At 66.6% G+C, this 16,325-nt stretch carries 12 protein-coding genes; 11 read left to right on the top strand and 1 reads right to left on the bottom strand.

What is annotated here, in order from left to right:
• The first annotated feature begins 161 nt into the window (after nt 1-161).
• The 6 genes from IP86_RS06570 (at nt 162) to IP86_RS06545 (ending at nt 7,542) form a co-directional block, all read left to right on the top strand.
• A complete protein-coding gene (locus IP86_RS06570; RefSeq protein WP_054161718.1) occupies nt 162-2,837 on the top strand; it encodes a DUF1522 domain-containing protein in 2,676 nt (891 codons plus the stop codon).
• A 65-nt stretch (nt 2,838-2,902) separates the two neighbouring features.
• Nucleotides 2,903-3,511 (top strand): flagellar biosynthesis repressor FlbT, encoded by a 609-nt coding sequence (locus tag IP86_RS06565; protein WP_054161717.1) that lies wholly within the window; start codon nt 2,903-2,905, stop codon nt 3,509-3,511.
• 84 nt (nt 3,512-3,595) lie between these two features.
• A complete protein-coding gene (locus IP86_RS06560; protein WP_054161716.1) occupies nt 3,596-4,339 on the top strand; it encodes a helix-turn-helix transcriptional regulator in 744 nt (247 codons plus the stop codon).
• Between the two features lie 665 nt (nt 4,340-5,004).
• On the top strand, nt 5,005-5,307 hold the full coding sequence (locus IP86_RS29320; protein WP_245290556.1) for a LuxR C-terminal-related transcriptional regulator: 303 nt from the start codon (nt 5,005-5,007) through the stop codon (nt 5,305-5,307).
• Between the two features lie 172 nt (nt 5,308-5,479).
• Nucleotides 5,480-7,210, top strand: a complete 1,731-nt coding sequence (locus IP86_RS06550; RefSeq protein ID WP_054161715.1) for an FAD-binding protein — start codon at nt 5,480-5,482, stop codon at nt 7,208-7,210.
• A gap of 5 nt (nt 7,211-7,215) precedes the next feature.
• Nucleotides 7,216-7,542, top strand: a complete 327-nt coding sequence (locus tag IP86_RS06545; protein WP_197279655.1) for a 2Fe-2S iron-sulfur cluster-binding protein — start codon at nt 7,216-7,218, stop codon at nt 7,540-7,542.
• 20 nt (nt 7,543-7,562) lie between these two features.
• Here IP86_RS06545 and IP86_RS06540 read toward each other — a convergent pair whose 3' ends face one another.
• Nucleotides 7,563-9,851 (bottom strand): molybdopterin guanine dinucleotide-containing S/N-oxide reductase, encoded by a 2,289-nt coding sequence (locus IP86_RS06540; protein WP_197279653.1) that lies wholly within the window; start codon nt 9,849-9,851, stop codon nt 7,563-7,565.
• Between the two features lie 290 nt (nt 9,852-10,141).
• Between IP86_RS06540 and IP86_RS06535 the strand changes: the two genes are divergently transcribed.
• The 5 genes from IP86_RS06535 to IP86_RS06515 all read left to right on the top strand — a co-directional run.
• Nucleotides 10,142-11,032: a LysR substrate-binding domain-containing protein gene (locus IP86_RS06535; RefSeq protein ID WP_054161712.1), complete on the top strand. Its 891-nt coding sequence runs from the start codon at nt 10,142-10,144 to the stop codon at nt 11,030-11,032.
• A gap of 170 nt (nt 11,033-11,202) precedes the next feature.
• Complete coding sequence (gabT, locus tag IP86_RS06530) at nt 11,203-12,477, top strand: 4-aminobutyrate--2-oxoglutarate transaminase (protein WP_054161711.1); 1,275 nt, start codon at nt 11,203-11,205, stop codon at nt 12,475-12,477.
• A 36-nt stretch (nt 12,478-12,513) separates the two neighbouring features.
• Nucleotides 12,514-13,965 (top strand): NAD-dependent succinate-semialdehyde dehydrogenase, encoded by a 1,452-nt coding sequence (locus IP86_RS06525; RefSeq protein ID WP_054161710.1) that lies wholly within the window; start codon nt 12,514-12,516, stop codon nt 13,963-13,965.
• 49 nt (nt 13,966-14,014) lie between these two features.
• Nucleotides 14,015-15,313 carry an ArgE/DapE family deacylase gene (locus IP86_RS06520; RefSeq protein ID WP_054161709.1) on the top strand — a complete coding sequence of 433 codons (1,299 nt, stop codon included), beginning with the start codon at nt 14,015-14,017 and terminating at the stop codon, nt 15,311-15,313.
• Nucleotides 15,313-16,325, top strand: a 1,013-nt coding sequence (locus IP86_RS06515) for an acetolactate synthase large subunit (protein ID WP_082363870.1), incomplete at its 3' end; no start/stop codon positions are given. The genes IP86_RS06520 and IP86_RS06515, both read left to right, overlap by 1 nt.

Below are 16,325 nucleotides of genomic sequence, written 5' to 3'. Positions count from 1 at the left end.
GCAAACGAAGCCTTACGCAGCGCACGTCCGAACGGGTGAGGCCGACGTCCGATCGGACGTCGATCGCTTCAACGATCATTTCCGCGCTAAAACCAAAGATGGACGAGCCGACAGAAAAGTTCGGCGCAACGACACGCCATTGCCCAGAAAGGCAAACGTCCATGTCAGGTATCGTCCTCTCCAATGCCGTCCGCCAGAACCTCTCGTCGCTTCAGGCCACGGCTGACTTGCTCGCCACCACCCAGAGCCGCCTGTCCTCCGGCAAGAAGGTGAACACGGCGCTCGACAATCCGACCAACTTCTTCACCGCCGCGTCGCTCGACGCGCGCGCCAGCGACATCAACAACCTGCTCGACGGCATCGGCAACGGCGTGCAGATCCTGCAGGCCGCCAACACCGGCATCACCTCGCTGACCAAGCTGGTGGACAGCGCCAAGTCGATCGCCAACCAGGCGCTGCAGACCACTTCGGGTTACGCCACCAAATCGAACGTCTCGGCGACCATCTCGGGCGCGACGGCCGATGACCTGCGCGGCACCCAGAGCTTCAGCAACGCCGTTGCCAGCAGCAATGTGGTGTTCGACGGCTCTGCGGGCGGCGCCACCACTGCCTCTGCGACCGACCTGCTGGGCGGCGTTGCCGTCAGCATCGCTGCGGCGACCGCCGTCAGCGTCGTCGGTGCCGCCGACAACACCGCACTCGGCAGTGCGCTGACCATCGGCACCGCCAGCGGCCCGGCGACCACCACCAGCAAGATCAGCGATCTGACCAACGGTCTGACCGCCACCGCGACCGGCCCTGCTTCCGGCGATGCGATCACCGTCAACGGCAAGACCATCACCTTCACCACCGCTGGTACGGCGAAGGCGGACTCCGAAGGCAACTACACGATCGGCCTCGATCAGGACCTGACGGCCCTGACCAAGACCATCGATGCGATGAACAACAATACGACCAACGCATCGACCGTCACTGGCGGCAAGCTGGAGCTGCACTCGGGCATCAACAGCCCGCTGACGATCAGCGACAACGCCGGCGGCGCGGTGCTGGCCAAGCTCGGGCTGGGCGGCTCGACCCAGTTCAAGGTCGACACAGCGGCTGCGACGGCATCGGCCAACATCTCTGGCACGACCCAGTTGTTCAACAGCCACGGTGGTCTGTCTTCGACCGCGATTGCTGACGGCACCACGCTGTCGGTGAACGGCAAGACCATCACCTTCAAGACCTCGGATGCCCCGCAGGGTAACAACATTGCCACCGGCACTGGCGTTCTCGGCCGCATCGGCACCGACGGCAACGGCAACTCGACGATCTATCTCGGCAACCAGAGCAACTTCACCAACGCCACCGTGGGTGACCTTCTGACCGCGGTCGATCTCGCCAACGGCGTCAAGTCGGCTTCGATCTCGAATGGCGTCGCGACGATCTCGACTAGCGCCGGCCAGACCCCGTCGTCCGTCGCTGCCGGCATCGTCACCATCAACAGCTCGTCGGGTGCGGACCTCAATCTGACCGGTCCGACCGATCTGCTCAAGAACCTCGGCCTGACCACTGCGACCGGCTCGGGCCCGCTGACCCTGACCAAGCAGCGCACCACCGACGGCACCACGCTGGGTACGCTGATCGCGGACGGCTCGACCCTGAACGTGAACGGCAAGACCATCACGTTCAAGAACGCAGCGGTTCCGACCGCCTCTGCGTCGCACACCGGCATCTCCGGCAACGTCGAAACCGACGGCAACGGCAACTCGACGGTGTACCTCCAGAAGGGCACCCTCGACGACGTGCTGAAGGCCGTCGACCTCGCCACTGGCGTGCGCAAGGCGACGCTCGGCAATGCCGGCGCGGTGATTTCGACCGCGAACGGTGCGGCCAACTCGTCGATCACCAGCGGCATGCTGAAGCTCTCGACCGGCCTGCAGTCCGACCTCAGCATCACCGGTACCGGCAATGCGATGTCGGCGCTCGGCCTGACCGGTCCGAGCGGCACCGACACCTCGTTCACCGCGACGCGCGGCGCCAATGCCGGCAGCCTGAACGGCAAGTCGCTGACCTTCACGTCGTTCAACGGCGGCGCGGGCGTCAACGTCACGTTCGGCGACGGCACCAACGGCACCGTCAAGTCGCTGGCGCAGCTCAATGTCGCGCTCGCCGCCAACAACATGACGGCGTCGATCGACAACGCCACCGGCAAGCTGACGATCTCGACCTCCAACGACTACGCCTCGCACACCATGGGCGGCAACGAAGGCGGCGTGCTCGGCGGTTCGGCGCTGGCGAACCTGACCTTCACGACGCCCCAGGCGCCGGTCGCGGACGTCAACGCCCAGAACACCCGTGCGGGTCTGGTCAAGCAGTTCAACGACATCCTGAACCAGATCAAGACCACGGCTCAGGACGCGTCGTTCAACGGCGTCAACCTGCTGAACGGCGACACCCTGAAGCTGGTGTTCAACGAGACCGGCAAGTCGTCGATCTCGATCCAGGGCGTCACTTTCGATCCGACCGGCCTCGGCCTCTCGGATCTGTCGTCGGGCGTCGACTTCATCGACAACAACGCGACCAACGCGGTGCTGACCAAGCTGAGCACCGCCTCGACCACGCTGCGGTCGCAGGCTTCGGCGTTCGGTTCGAACCTGTCGGTGGTGCAGGCGCGTCAGGATTTCTCGAAGAGCCTGATCAACGTGCTGCAGACCGGCTCCTCGAACCTGACCTTGGCCGACACCAACGAGGAAGCCGCCAACAGCCAGGCGCTGACGACCCGCCAGTCGATCGCGGTGTCGGCGCTGTCGCTGGCCAACCAATCGCAGCAGGGCGTGTTGCAGCTGCTGCGCTAACGACACCCAACGAGCCGGCGGCGTTGCAGCCGCCGGCTCGTCCGACTCAATCGAGGAGATCAGAGATGCCGCTCACCGAGATGACGCCAGCCGCCGCCGCCAGGACGCCGCGCGCCGCACGCAAGGCGGCATCCGGACTGAAGATCACGCTGAAGCCGTTCGAGCGGATCGAGATCGGAGCTCTCACCTTGATCAATGGCTGGACCGAGTCGTCGACCTTCTCGATCGAAGGAATCGCGCCGGTGCTGCGCCAGGCCAACACCATCCGCGAGGACCTCGCCGACACCAGCCTGCGGCAGGTATATCTGTGTCTGCAGAAGCTGTATCTGCAGCGCGACGGCGCGACGCTCGACGGCTATCGGACGGCGGCCGAGCGTCTGCTCGCGGACATGCCTTCGGCCGCGGCCACGGTGGCGAAAGCCGACGAGGCGATTGCCGCGAACCGGCTCTATGCGGCGCTGAAGGCGTATCGCGACCTGCTCGACGAGACCGACGCAGGCTGGTCGGCGCAGGCGGACAATCCCGCGCCGATCAAGCACGGCGATCGCGAAACGACGCTGCGTGTCGAATTTGTCCGTGACCGTCGCCGCTATCGCGCGAGCCCGGCGCGCGTGGCGGCCGGCGAGAGCGTATCGCCAAAATTGGGGATGACGACTCTCTCCGGTGCGCACTAGGTTCACGTCAATTTACGAGTTCGGCACGCAGTCGTATTGCCGGTGCCGCGACAATTTTGGACGAGCCAACCAGACGCATCGATCATGTTGAGTTCGAGCCTATCGAAGATCATCAAGGGGGTCGGTATCAGCGCCCTTGTCATCGATCGGACCGGCAGGATCCTGGAGGTCGGCGATGAGCCGGAGGCGTCTGGCCCGGACAAGGCGCGCAGCAAGCTCGGGAAGAGTTACTTCGACGCCTGCATCCGGCCGGACCGGCATTCGCTCGAATTGCTTCGCGGCTTCAAGAGTCTCGCCGAACGGAGCATCGACTTCTTCGCGACGGTGAGCTGGCGCGAGGAGGCCGGTGAGCGGAAGCATTTTCTGATCGTCGCGACGCCGTGCGACGAGGATCCGAACGCCATCGTGGTGCTGCACATCGATCTGTCGGTGCTGCTCGGTGGGCGCCGGGAGCTGTCGGCGCTGATGATCGGGCAGGGCGCCGCGGCGGCCGCGCAAGTCGAGGCCGCGATGATCGGCGCGGTGCGCGGCGCGATCGTCGATGCGCTGGCGACTTCGCAGGGACGGACGGCGACGCTGACGATAGCCAAGCCGCCGCGCGAGCCGCAGGTCCTGCACGAGCTGACGCCGTCGCAGCTGGAACTGTTGCCTTATCTCGCGAGCGGCAAGAGCAATCGCCAGATCGCCAAAGAGCGCGACATGAGCGTGTTCACGGTCAAGTCCCAGGTCGCCGGCATCATCCAGAAGCTCAACGTCACCAACCGGACGCAGGCCGCGCTGTTTGCGATGCGCAACAGCGAGGCGCTGGGACTCCGCGCGCAGGCCTAGATCGGGCGCGCTCGCGCATCGCGTTCGCGAGCATCGGCGGTTCGAACGATCCCGTCCGCGCCGTCGCCCTGCTGATCCTGGGCTTCGGCATTCGCCCTTCGACGAAGGTCGGGCTCGGTTCAGATGGCGCGCGAGATGTGTCGTGCGACGAAACATCGCCTCGGCAAATCGTCGGCATGGCGGTCCGGAGAACTTCGCGTCAAGAGGGACGACGGTCGCGATCGCGAGGCTTGCTCGCGATGTGAGCAGCGCGGCCGCGGACCGACGCGAGTTCGATCGATGCTTTGCACCAGACACGGCAATCAGGTCGGCGGATGGCGATCGTGACGTCGCGATCCGCAGCGAACGACGCGGTCCACGCTATGATGAAAGCGCTCGACTCGGTGTCGGTTCACCTCGTCGTTCTCGACGACGATGGTCGCTGCGCGCATGTGTCTCCGCGGGCCGAGGCGTTGATCAGCGGTGGATCGCTCCTGACGCTTCGTCGTTCGCGGCTTCAATGCAGCAAGTCCGCCAGGGCCGTGGCCGACTGTCCGCGGACCGGGGGGCCGATCGACGTCGATCATGATCTGGAGCCGTGCATCGGCTGCGTAACCCGCGGACATCCCTTGGGATCGCGTTCGCAGAGTTGTTCGATCGCGCTCAGCTGTGCGGAGGGGCTGTCGATGCATCTGCGCCTGACGCCGGTCGTGCGCGGCGACCAGGACAGCTTGGAGAGAGCTGCTGCGGTGCTGCTGATCGAACCGGTCGCGGCGTCACGTTCGGCCGAGCTGCTGCCGGAAGTCGCGATCATGCTGACCGGTGCCGAACGAGAGGTGGCGACTGAGCTGCTCAGCGGCCGGCGACCGACCGAGATCGCGCAGCGACGGCAGGTCTCGGTCGGAACCATCCGATCCCAGATCAAACGCATCTACGCGAAACTCGAAGTCTCCGGCCTCGTGGAGTTCATCGCGAAGGCACGCCGCTGAAGAAGCAGGCAGCCGATGCCACTTTCGGCCGCTCATCAAGCGCCATCCTCCAGCGGAGGTCGCGCATGTCTCCTATGCTTTGACTTGATGCGCCCGCGTCGGGACAATCTCCGAGTACCGTAGCGCATGCGGTCCGGCGACGTTCGCATCGGACCGGGAGGCAATTGAGACGATGGTCGATCCGAGCACGGCCCGCGACACAATCCGGAACGCGAGCCATCTCGCGACCGACGTCCTGATCATCGGGGCCGGCGGCGCCGGCATGTATGCGGCGCTGGAGGCGGCCCGCGAGGGCGCGTCGGTGCTGCTGGCGGATCGCAGCCTGATCGGGCGCGGCGGCGCAACGGTGATGGCGCAGATGACCGTGGCGGCCGCGCTCGGCGAGCAGACGCCGGATCATTGGCAGCATCATCTGGCCGATACGCTGGCGGCGGGGCGGGGTCTCTGTCATCCGGACCTTGCGGCGCTGCTGTGCGAGGACGGGCCGCGTCGCCTGCGCGAGATGGATAGCTGGAAAGTCGGCTGGGCGCGTGAGGACGGCCATATCAAGCAGGCCCAGGCGCCGGGCCACGACCGCCCGCGCTGCGCCTATGTGGATTTTCTCGCCACCGGTCCGGCGGTGTCGCGAACGCTGCGGACGCAACTGAACAACGCCAGTGGCATCAGACGTGTCGGCGATCTGGCGATTATCGACATCGCTGTGCAAAGCGGCGTGGCCTGCGGCGCCACCGCGCTGCATCTCACAAGTGGAGAGTTGGTGACGATCGCCGCGAACGCGGTGGTGATCGCGACCGGCGGGCTGACGAGGTTGTATCGACGTAACAGCGCATCGTCGAATATGAGCGGCGACGGCTATGCGCTGGCGCTGCGCGCCGGCGCCGAGCTGATCGACATGGAGTTCGTGCAGTTTTTCCCGATCGGGCATCTGGCGCCGCGCCTGGTGGGCATGGACCCGATCATGTGGGATCCGTTCCGCTACAAGCTCGGCGGCAAGCTGCTCAATGCGCAGATGCGCGAGTTCGAGGATGACTACGCGACCAAGGACACGCGCAGCGACGGTCGCTACGTGCTGACGCGGGATCTGGCGACCTACGCGATCACCAAGGAAGTCGAGGCCGGCCGCGGCAGCCCGGCGGGCGGCGCGTATCTGAGTTTCCAGCACGTGCCGGAAGCCGAGATCCGCCGCGCCTTTGGTCCCGTGGTCGACCGGCTCGCCGCCAACGGCATCGATCTCGCCCGCGCGCCGATCGAAGTCGCGCCGATCGCGCACTATCACATGGGCGGTGTCCGCGTCGACACCGAGCTGGAGACCGCGGTGCTGGGCCTGTTCGTCTGCGGCGAAGCGGTCGGCGGCGCCAACGGCGCCAACCGGCTGTCGGGCAATGCGATCACCGAAGCCTTCGTGTTCGGCGCGCGCGCCGGCCGCAACGCGGCGCGCCGGGCCGCGCGGCAGTCGTCGGCATGGTCGGCCGAAGCCGCGCGGCCTGCAGCCGATCTGCTGCGTGGCGCAGGATCGCAACCGGAGGCGAACCCGGCGGCGCTGATCGCGGAGTTGCAAGCGCTGATGGCGGACTTCGTCGGACCGTTCCGCACCGAGGACAAGCTTCGCCGGGCGATCGCCGGACTTGCCGAGTTGAAACAGCGGATCGGCGACGGCCCGTGGGTGGCGCCGCAAGGTTATGACGCCGCGCTGCTGGATTGGCTCGATCTGCGCAACATGGTGCTGGTGGCGCAGTCGGTGGCGCTGGCGGCGCTGGTGCGGACCGAGAGCCGCGGCGCGCATCAGCGTGAGGATCATCCCGGGCAGGACGAGGCGTGGACTCTCAACCAGGTGATCACCTTGTCGGACGGCGAACTGAGCCTGACGCGCAATGCGGCCCCGGGCGGAAAGGCCGCGGCATGAAGGCGATGCTGCAGATTCAACGCGGCGGCCCCGGCGAAGCGCCGCGGGTCGAGAGCTTCGAAGTGTCGTTCGAGGCGGGGCAATCGGTGCTGGACGGGCTACGCGCGCTACGCCTCAGCGCCGATCCGACGCTGGCGTTCCGCTACTCCTGCATCAACGCCAATGCCTGCAAGGAATGCATGATGCTGATAGACGGCGACGTCGACTACGCCTGCACGGTGCGCCTGAAGGAAGGCGTGACGGCGCTGGCGCCGCTGCCGAAGAAGACGCTGGTGCGCGACCTCGTCACCGAGATCGCGCCGCCTGACGAACGGCTGCATCCGAAGCCGTGACGGTGTCGCTGCCGCTTCGGTCAGGTCACCGGCGACGGCGGATCGAAGGCTCTGATCGGCGGCAGCGGTCCGGTGTACTTCTCGCATTCGACGATGGTGACCTGACCGGTGCAGCCTTGGGCCAGCCGCGATGTTCCGACGTCGCGCGTCAGCACGTTGGGATTGCCGTGGATGCACAGCGGTTGATCGCCGTCGCCGGGCAGCGGGTCGTACCAGGCGCCGGTCGGCAGGTGGATCACGCCGGCCGCGACCTGATCCGAGATCGCCGCGGCGGCGAGGCATGCGCCGCGATCGTTGAAGAGGCGGACGATGTCGCCGGCCGCGACGCCGCGGGCCTGCGCATCGACCGGGTTGAGACGCACGACCTCGCGCCCCGCGATCTTGCTCGACTGACTGTAGCGGCCGAAGTCGAGCTGACTGTGCAGCCGCGTCGCCGGCTGATTGGCGATCAGCGTCAGCGAATGACGAGCGCTCGGCTGATCGCTCGGCGGCAGCCACGTCGGATGGCCCGGACAGTCCTCGTAGTCGAAGCCGGCGATGGTCTGCGAGAACACCTCGATCTTGCCGCTCGGCGTCGGCAGCTTGCCGGCCTCGGGATCGTCGCGGAACGCGCGTAGCAGGCCGCCGTCATCGGGTTCGGACGGCAGCGCCAGTTCGCCGCGCTGCCAGAATTCGTCGAACGACGGCGCATCCAGGCCTTTCGCCGCGAGCGCCGTGCGGGTCGTCTCGTAGAGATGCGCCAGCCATTGCCGGCTGTCGCGGCCTTCGGTGTAGGCCTGCTCGACGCCGAGCCGGCGCGCCAGCGCCGCGAAGATCTCGAAATCGTCGCGCGCTTCGCCGACCGGCGGTGCGACCTTGCGCATCGCGATCAGCCGCGGATCGGTGGCGGCGGCGCCGATATCGTCGCGCTCCAGCGTCATCGTCGCCGGCAGCACGATGTCGGCGAACCGCGCCGTCGGAGTCCATGCGGTCTCGTGCACCACGATCGTCTGCGGCACGTTGAAGGCGCGGCGCAGCCGGTTGATGTCCTGGTGATGATGAAACGGATTGCCGCCGGCCCAGTACACCAGCTTGATATCCGGATAGCGCAGCGCACGGCCGTTGTAGTCGAACGGCTGGCCGGGAGCGAGTAGCATGTCGCTGATCCGCGCCACGGGAATGAATGCTTCGACGCCGTTGCGGCCCTGCGGCATCGTCGGAATCGGCACGGCGTTGACGCGCCGTCCGGTGTGGCCGAGAGCGCCGAGCGCGTAGTTGTAGCCGCCGCCCGGCAGGCCGATCTGGCCGAGCATGGCGGCAAGCACCGCGCCCATCCACACCGGCTGCTCGCCATGGCGCGCGCGCTGCAGAGAGTGCGACACTGTCACCAGCGTGCGCCCCTGCGCGGAACGGCGAGCGAGCGCGACGATCTCGGCGGCGTCGATGCCGGTGATCGCCGACGCCCAGCCGGCATCTTTCGGCTGTCCGTCGTCGAGGCCGAGCAGATAGCGCTCGAAGATGTCGTAGCCCGTGCAATAGCGCGCGAGGAAATCGCGATCGTGCAGGTTCTCGGCGACGAGGCTGTGCGCGAGGCCGAGCATCAACGCCACGTCGCTGCCGACCCGGATCGGCAGCCAGGTCGCTCCGGCCTGTTCGGGCAGGTCGTCGCCCAGCGGGCTGATACAATAGAAGCGCGTGCCGCGCTGCGCAGCCTTCTGCATCGCGTCGCGTTCGACATGACGGCTGATTCCGCCGCTCGCCACCATCGAGTTCTTCAGCGCCATGCCGCCGAACGCCAGCACCGTGTCGCTGTGCTGGCTGACCTGTTCCCAAGTGACGTTGCGCCGCGACAGCGCTTCGAACGAGCCGAGTACGTGCGGCAGGATCACCGCGGACGCGCCCGCACTGTAGCTGTTGACCGAGCGGACGTAGCCGCCGAACGCGACGTTCAGGAAACGGTGAATCTGGCTCTGCGCGTGGTGAAAGCGCCCGGCGCTGGCCCAGCCATAAGAGCCGCCGTAAATGGACTCGGCACCGTACGCCTTGTGCACGCGTGACAGCTCGGCGGCGAGCAGGTCGAGCACCTCGTCCCACGGCATCGCCACGAAGGCGCCGTCGAAGCCGCGCGGCTCGCCGGTCTTCGCGAGCCAGCTTCGCCGCACCATCGGCCGTTGCAGCCGTGCCTTGTGCCGCAACGAGTCGGTGAAATTGTCGAGCATCGGCGACGGTGCTGGATCGCCGGCGTCCGGCTCGACCTCGACACCGCGGCCGTCCCACCGCGCCGAGAAGGCGCCCCAATGCGAGCTGTGCGTGCTCCAGCCGTCGTTCATCCCGTTAGTCTCCATCGATCGTTCTTGGCGGCGATGATCGCAAACGCGCTAACGCCGCATTGTCTGTAATCGTTCGAAATTGAGCGAAATGTCGTGGCGACGAGCTGGACATGCGCAGTGAAGGGGAAGCCTCACATTTGTGACGGTTGCGTTGCCGTGCGACAAGAGGGAAGAGTTCGCCCGCAGTTCGAATTTCGATCGCGGGACGAACACGATTGCGAGCGAGTGCGTGGAGGTGACAAAGACATAATGTACAAGCGTCGTTACACCGATCCTGCGATGCTGCGCCGATGACGCGCCGTCGCTTGCCGTCGCTGATCGCGCTGCGGGCCTTCGAGGCGGTCGGCCGCACCGGCAGCGTGCGCGCCGCCGGAGATGAACTCGCGGTCAGTCACACCGTGGTGTCGCGGCATCTGCAGAACCTGCAGAAGTTTCTCGGCGTCGCGCTGGTGCGCAGCGAGGGCCGTGGCGTCATGCTGACCGAGGCCGGCGCGAGTTTTCATGCGCAGATCTCGCAGGCGTTCGACATCATCGCGCGCGCCACCACAAGCGCGCGGCCGTCGTCGCTGCCGACGCTGAACATCTGGTGCATTCCCGGCATCGCCAATCGGCTGCTGCTGTCCCGCCTGCCGGAATTGACCGGGCCGCCGCGCAACTGGGAGGTGAATCTGCAGCCGACGCTGACGCATCCGGACCTGTCTCGAGCGGAGGCCGACGCCGAGATCGTCTACGCCGACGTGATCGATTCCCGCGGCCCGCTGATGGCGGAGATTCTGGTGCGGCCGCGCGTGTTTCCGGTCGCCAGCCCGGCCTATCTGGCGCGATATCCGGCGATCACCAGCCTCGAAGATCTGTCGAAGATCGCGCTGATCCACGAGGAATCGACCACGCAATGGACGCGCTGGTTCGAACTCGCGGGCCTCGACGATCTGCCGCCGCTGCGTGGCCAGCGACTGTGGCACGCGCATCTAGCGATCGAAGCCGCGCGGCTCGGGCAGGGCGTCGCGCTCGCGAACGACGTGCTTGTCGAAGAAGATCTGCGCTCCGGTGCGCTGGTCGAGGTGATCACGTCGTCGGTCTATATGGAGACGTATCAGCTCGTCGCGCTCAAAGAACGTTGGGACGATCCGGAAATCGTTGCACTGCGAAACTGGCTGAAGCGGGTGCTCGCGGAGCTCTGATCGCGCCGTTTGGCTGCGTGTTGAGCGGTTCGCCCAACAAAGCGCCAGCATTTGCTCGCAATCGTGCAGCGATTTTCGATTGGTGCATGCAAGTCACCAGATCGGACTCACAAGCTGATTGATTGTCCTCATTGTCGCATTAGCGTCGTCATCAGTTCGGGAGAGAGCTGATGACGAATAGTGAATTGCTGGCGCGCAGGCAGACGGCTGTCGTGCGGGGCGTCAGCCAGGCCACGCCGGTTTTCGCAGAGCGTGCGCTGAATAGTGAGATCTGGGACGTCGAAGGTAAGCGCTACGTTGATTTTGCCGGCGGCATCGCCGTGCTCAACACCGGCCATTGCCATCCGCGCATCGTCGCGGCGATCCGCGAACAGCTCGATCGCTTCACGCACACCTGCTTCCAGGTAGCGCCGTATGAGGGCTACATTCGCCTCGCCGAACGGCTGAATCAGTTAGCGCCGATCAACGGCCCGCTGAAATCGATTCTGCTCAGCACCGGTGCGGAAGCCACTGAGAACGCGGTGAAGATCGCACGCGCCGCGACCGGGCGTAGCGGCGTCATTGCGTTCACCGGCGGCTTCCATGGCCGCACCGCCTTCGCCTCGGCGATGACCGGCAAGGTCATTCCCTACAAGAAGGCGCTAGGTCCGCCGCTCCCAGGTGTGTGGCACGTGCCGTTTCCCGTCCCAGGTAGCGACGTCTCCGTCGAGGATGCGCTGCGCTGCGTGTCGTTCGTGTTCAAGGCGGATATCGATGCGTCGCAGGTCGCTGCGATCATCATCGAGCCGGTGCAGGGCGAGGGCGGCTTCCACCAGGCGCCGCCGGAATTGATGCGCGGCCTGCGCAGGCTGTGCGACGAGAACGGCATCGTGCTGATCGCCGACGAAGTGCAGACCGGCTTCGGCCGCACCGGCAAGATGTTCGCGATGGAGCACTACGACGTTCAGGCCGACATCGTCTGCGTCGCCAAGAGCCTCGCCGGTGGTTTGCCGCTGTCGGGCGTTGTCGGTCGCGCCGCGATCATGGACGCCGCCGAACCGGGCGGCCTCGGCGGCACCTATGCGGGCAACCCGCTGGCCTGCGCAGCTGCGCTCGCGGTGCTCGACGTGTTCGAGGAAGAGAACCTGATCGCGCGTGCGAACCAGATCGGCGAGCGACTGCGCAATGCGATCGATCGCTTTGCGCTGTCGAACACGCTGGTGCCGACCTCGGCCGCTCGCGGACCCGGTGCGATGGTGGCGTTCGACATTCTCAAGCAGCGCGGCAGCAACGAGCCGGATGCCGAGACGACCAAGCGCGTGACGCGCCTGGCGCACGAGAACGGTCTGATCCTGCTGTCGTGCGGCACCGCCGCCAACACCATCCGCATTCTGGTGCCGCTGACGGCGTCTGATGAGATCGTGGACGAAGGGCTGGCGATCCTGGAACGTTGCCTCGCCGCATAGGACTGGGCGCGCCGCGCCGAAATAGGACTCATCGAGATGCTGATGACGAGTGATCCGGGCCTGTTGGTCGAACGCTGCCTGATCGGCGGCAAGTGGTGTGGTGAGCCGGTCGACGCCGTGTTCAATCCGGCGACCGGCGAACGTCTCGGCGCGGTGCCGCATTTCGGCGCCGACGAGGCCGAGGAGGCGGTGCGCGCCGCCGACATCGCGTTCCGGCAGTGGTCGAAGCTGCTTGCCAAGCAGCGCGCGACCATGCTGCGCGCGTGGTTCGACCAGATCGTCGCCAATCGCCAGGATCTCGCGTCGTTGCTGACGCGCGAGCAGGGCAAGCCGCTCGCCGAAGCCTTGGGCGAGATCGACTACGCGGCGTCGTTCGTGGAGTTCTACGCCGAGGAAGCGCGGCGCATCTACGGCGAAACGATTCCCTCGCATCGCGCCGACGCCCGCACCATGGTGATCCGTCAGCCGGTCGGTGTGGTTGCGGCGATCACGCCGTGGAATTTCCCCGCCGCGATGATCACCCGCAAGGTTGCGCCGGCGCTCGCCGCCGGCTGCACCGTGGTGATCAAGCCGGCGCCGGAAACGCCGCTGACAGCGTTGGCCCTCGGCGTGCTGGCGCAGCGTGCCGGTTTCCCGGCCGGCGTCCTCAACATCGTCACCGGCGATGCACCGGCGATCGGTCGCGCCTGGACGGAGAGCCCGGTAGTTCGGGCTATCAGCTTCACCGGCTCGACCGAAGTCGGCAAGATCCTGATGCGCCAGGCCGCCTCGACCGTGAAGAAGGTCGGTCTCGAGCTCGGCGGCAACGCGCCGTTCATCGTATTCGACGACGCCGATCTCGATGCCGCGGTCGAGGGCGTGATCACGTCGAAGTTTCGCAACATGGGGCAGACCTGTGTCTGCGCCAATCGCATCTACGCGCAGGATGGCATCTACGACGCCTTCATCGAGAAGCTCACCGCCAAAGTGGCGACGCTCAAGGTCGGGAACGGCGTCGATGCCGGCGTGACGCAGGGACCGCTGATCACCAAGGAGGCGATCGCCAAGGTCGAGCGCCATGTCACCGACGCGGTCGGCAAGGGCGCCAAGGTGGTGCTCGGCGGCAAGCGGCACGCGCTCGGTCGCACCTTCTTCGAGCCGACGGTGCTGGCCGGTGTCACCACCGAGATGCTGATCACGCGCGAAGAGACCTTCGGTCCGGTCGCGCCGGTGTATCGCTTCAGCGACGAAGCGGACGTGATCGCGCAGGCCAACGACTCGCCGTTCGGTCTGGCCGCTTACTTCTACGCGCGCGATCTCGGCCGTGTGTTCCGCGTCGCGGAGGCGCTGGAGTCCGGCATGGTCGGCGTCAACTCAGCGCTGCTCGGCGCCGACGTGGTGCCGTTCGGCGGCGTCAAGCAGTCGGGCCTCGGCCGCGAAGGCTCGCGCCACGGCATCGAGGAGTACGTCGAGACCAAGTACATCCTGCTCGGCGGTCTCGATCGCTGACGCTGCCATCCGCATTGCGACGACTTTCAGATACAGGGGAGACCGAGACGTGGCGACTGACACATTGACGAAATCGGATGCGATCACCGAAAGCCTGCGCGCCGCTGTCGATCGCAACTTCGACGATCAGGTCGCGTTTCTCCAGCGCATGGTGCAGTTCCGCAGCCTGCGCGGCGAAGAGGCGCCGCAGCAGGCGTGGCTGGCGCAGCAATTCGCCGATCGCGGCTACAAGGTCGACACCTTCAGCCTCGCCGACGTCGATATCGCCAGCCATCCCAAGGCGGCGCCGATGGACACGATCGATCCCGCCGGCTCGATGCAGGTCGTCGCCACGCCTGATTACGATGGCAAGGGTCGCAGCCTGATCCTGCAGGGCCACATCGATGTGGTGCCGGAAGGGCCGGTCGATCTGTGGAGCGATCCGCCCTTCGCTGCGACCGTGCGCGATGGCTGGATGATCGGCCGCGGCGCGCAGGACATGAAGGGCGGCGTCTCGGCGATGATCTTCGCGCTCGATGCGATCCGCGCCGCCGGCTACGCGCCTGATGCGCGCGTCCATGTGCAGACAGTGACCGAAGAGGAGAGCACCGGCAACGGCGCGCTCTCGACCCTGATGCGCGGCTATCGCGCCGACGCCTGCCTGATCCCCGAGCCGACCGGCCATACACTGACGCGCGCTCAGGTCGGCGCGATCTGGTTCAGGCTGCGGGTGCGCGGCACGCCGGTGCACGTCGCTTATTCGGAGACCGGCACCAGCGCCATCCTGTCGGCGATGCATCTGGTCCGCGCCTTCGAGGAGTACACCAAGACGTTGAACGCGGCGGCAGTGCGCGATCCCTGGTTCGGCCAGGTCAAGAACCCGATCAAATTCAACGTCGGCATCGTCAAGGGCGGCGACTGGGCGAGTTCGACTGCCGCCTGGTGCGAACTGGATTGTCGCCTCGGCCTGCTCACCGGCGACACGCCGCAGGAAGCCATGCGCGGCATCGAGAAGTGCCTCGCCGACGCGCAGGCGACCGACAGCTTCCTCTCGGAAAATCCCGCCGAACTGATCTGGAGCGGCTTCCAGGCCGATCCGGCGGTGTGCGAGCCGGGCAGCGAGGCCGAAGCCGTGCTGACCAGCGCGCACCAGGCCGCATTCAAGGCGCCGCTCGACGCGCGGCTGTCGACGGCCGTCAACGACACCCGCTACTACTCGGTCGATTACGGCATTCCGGCGCTGTGCTACGGGCCTTACGGCGAGGGGCCGCACGCCTTCAACGAGCGCATCGATCTCGAAAGCCTGCGCAAGACGACGCTGAGCATCGCGCTGTTCGTCGCGCAGTGGTGCGGGCTGAGGAAGCTGTGATGACTGTCGCGGCTCCGGCGGCGTCTGCCGTGCAATCGATGACGGGAGCGGACCGGCTCTGCGATGCGCTGCTGGCGCACGAGGTCGACGTCTGCTTCGCCAATCCCGGCACGTCGGAGATGCATTTCGTGGCGGCGCTCGACCGGCAGCCGCGGATGAAGTGCATCCTCGGCCTGTTCGAAGGCGTCGTCACCGGCGCCGCCGACGGCTACGGCCGGATGACCGACAAGCCGGCGGTGACGCTGCTGCACCTCGGCCCCGGCCTCGCCAACGGCCTGGCGAACATGCACAACGCGCGGCGCGCGCAGTCGCGGATGATCAATGTCGTCGGCGATCACGCAGTCGATCATCTGCCGCTCGATGCGCCGCTGACCAGCGACATCGACTCGCTGGCGCGGCCGATGTCGCGCTGGGTGAAGCGGATCGCCGATCCGGTGCGGATCGATCAGGACGTCGCCGAGGCGTGGGCGCAGAGCATGGCGCCGGGGATCTCGACATTGATTCTGCCCGCCGACATGGCGTGGAACGAACACGTCTATCGCTCGGCGCCGGTGCGCGGCAAACGCTTGCCGCAGACGCCGCTACAGCAGGAGACCGTGGCGCGGATCGGCGATGCGATCCGGACCAAGCGCAAGGTGGTGTTGGTGCTCACCGGCGCGGCGCTGCGCGAACGACCGCTGCAGATCGCCGACAACATTCGCCGCAGCGCCGGCGTGGAGATTTACGCGCAGGGCACCAACGGCCGGATCGAACGCGGCCGCGGCCGCGCGCCGATCGCCAAGATGTCGATGATGCACGAAATCGGCCTCGACATGCTGCGCGACGTCGACATGGTGGTGCTGATCGGCGCCAAGGAGCCTGTGTCGTTCTTCGCCTATCCGAACCGGCCGGGCCGCTTGACGCCGCCGAATTGCGAGATCGTCCAGCTCGCCGCGCCCGATCAGGATCTGGTGCAGGCGCTGGAATGGCTGGCCGACGAAGTCAACGCGCCGAGCGAGCCGGTTGCGGTCAA

The organism is Rhodopseudomonas sp. AAP120 (assembly GCF_001295845.1).
Classification (GTDB): domain Bacteria; phylum Pseudomonadota; class Alphaproteobacteria; order Rhizobiales; family Xanthobacteraceae; genus Rhodopseudomonas.
The sequence above is the reverse complement of the archived record's forward strand: the minus strand, read 5'-3'. Positions and strand labels throughout refer to the sequence as shown.

Excerpts from the sequence above, each read along its gene's own strand:
- IP86_RS06545 (WP_197279655.1), top strand. The coding sequence starts at position 7,216 with ATGCTGCAGATTCAACGCGGCGGCCCCGGCGAAGCGCCGCGGGTCGAG.
- IP86_RS29320 (WP_245290556.1), top strand. The coding sequence starts at position 5,005 with ATGCATCTGCGCCTGACGCCGGTCGTGCGCGGCGACCAGGACAGCTTG.
- IP86_RS06550 (WP_054161715.1), top strand. The coding sequence starts at position 5,480 with ATGGTCGATCCGAGCACGGCCCGCGACACAATCCGGAACGCGAGCCAT.
- IP86_RS06525 (WP_054161710.1), top strand. The coding sequence starts at position 12,514 with ATGCTGATGACGAGTGATCCGGGCCTGTTGGTCGAACGCTGCCTGATC.
- IP86_RS06565 (WP_054161717.1), top strand. The coding sequence starts at position 2,903 with ATGCCGCTCACCGAGATGACGCCAGCCGCCGCCGCCAGGACGCCGCGC.
- IP86_RS06570 (WP_054161718.1), top strand. The coding sequence starts at position 162 with ATGTCAGGTATCGTCCTCTCCAATGCCGTCCGCCAGAACCTCTCGTCG.
- IP86_RS06540 (WP_197279653.1), bottom strand. The coding sequence starts at position 9,851 with ATGAACGACGGCTGGAGCACGCACAGCTCGCATTGGGGCGCCTTCTCG.
- IP86_RS06535 (WP_054161712.1), top strand. The coding sequence starts at position 10,142 with ATGACGCGCCGTCGCTTGCCGTCGCTGATCGCGCTGCGGGCCTTCGAG.
- gabT (WP_054161711.1), top strand. The coding sequence starts at position 11,203 with ATGACGAATAGTGAATTGCTGGCGCGCAGGCAGACGGCTGTCGTGCGG.
- IP86_RS06560 (WP_054161716.1), top strand. The coding sequence starts at position 3,596 with ATGTTGAGTTCGAGCCTATCGAAGATCATCAAGGGGGTCGGTATCAGC.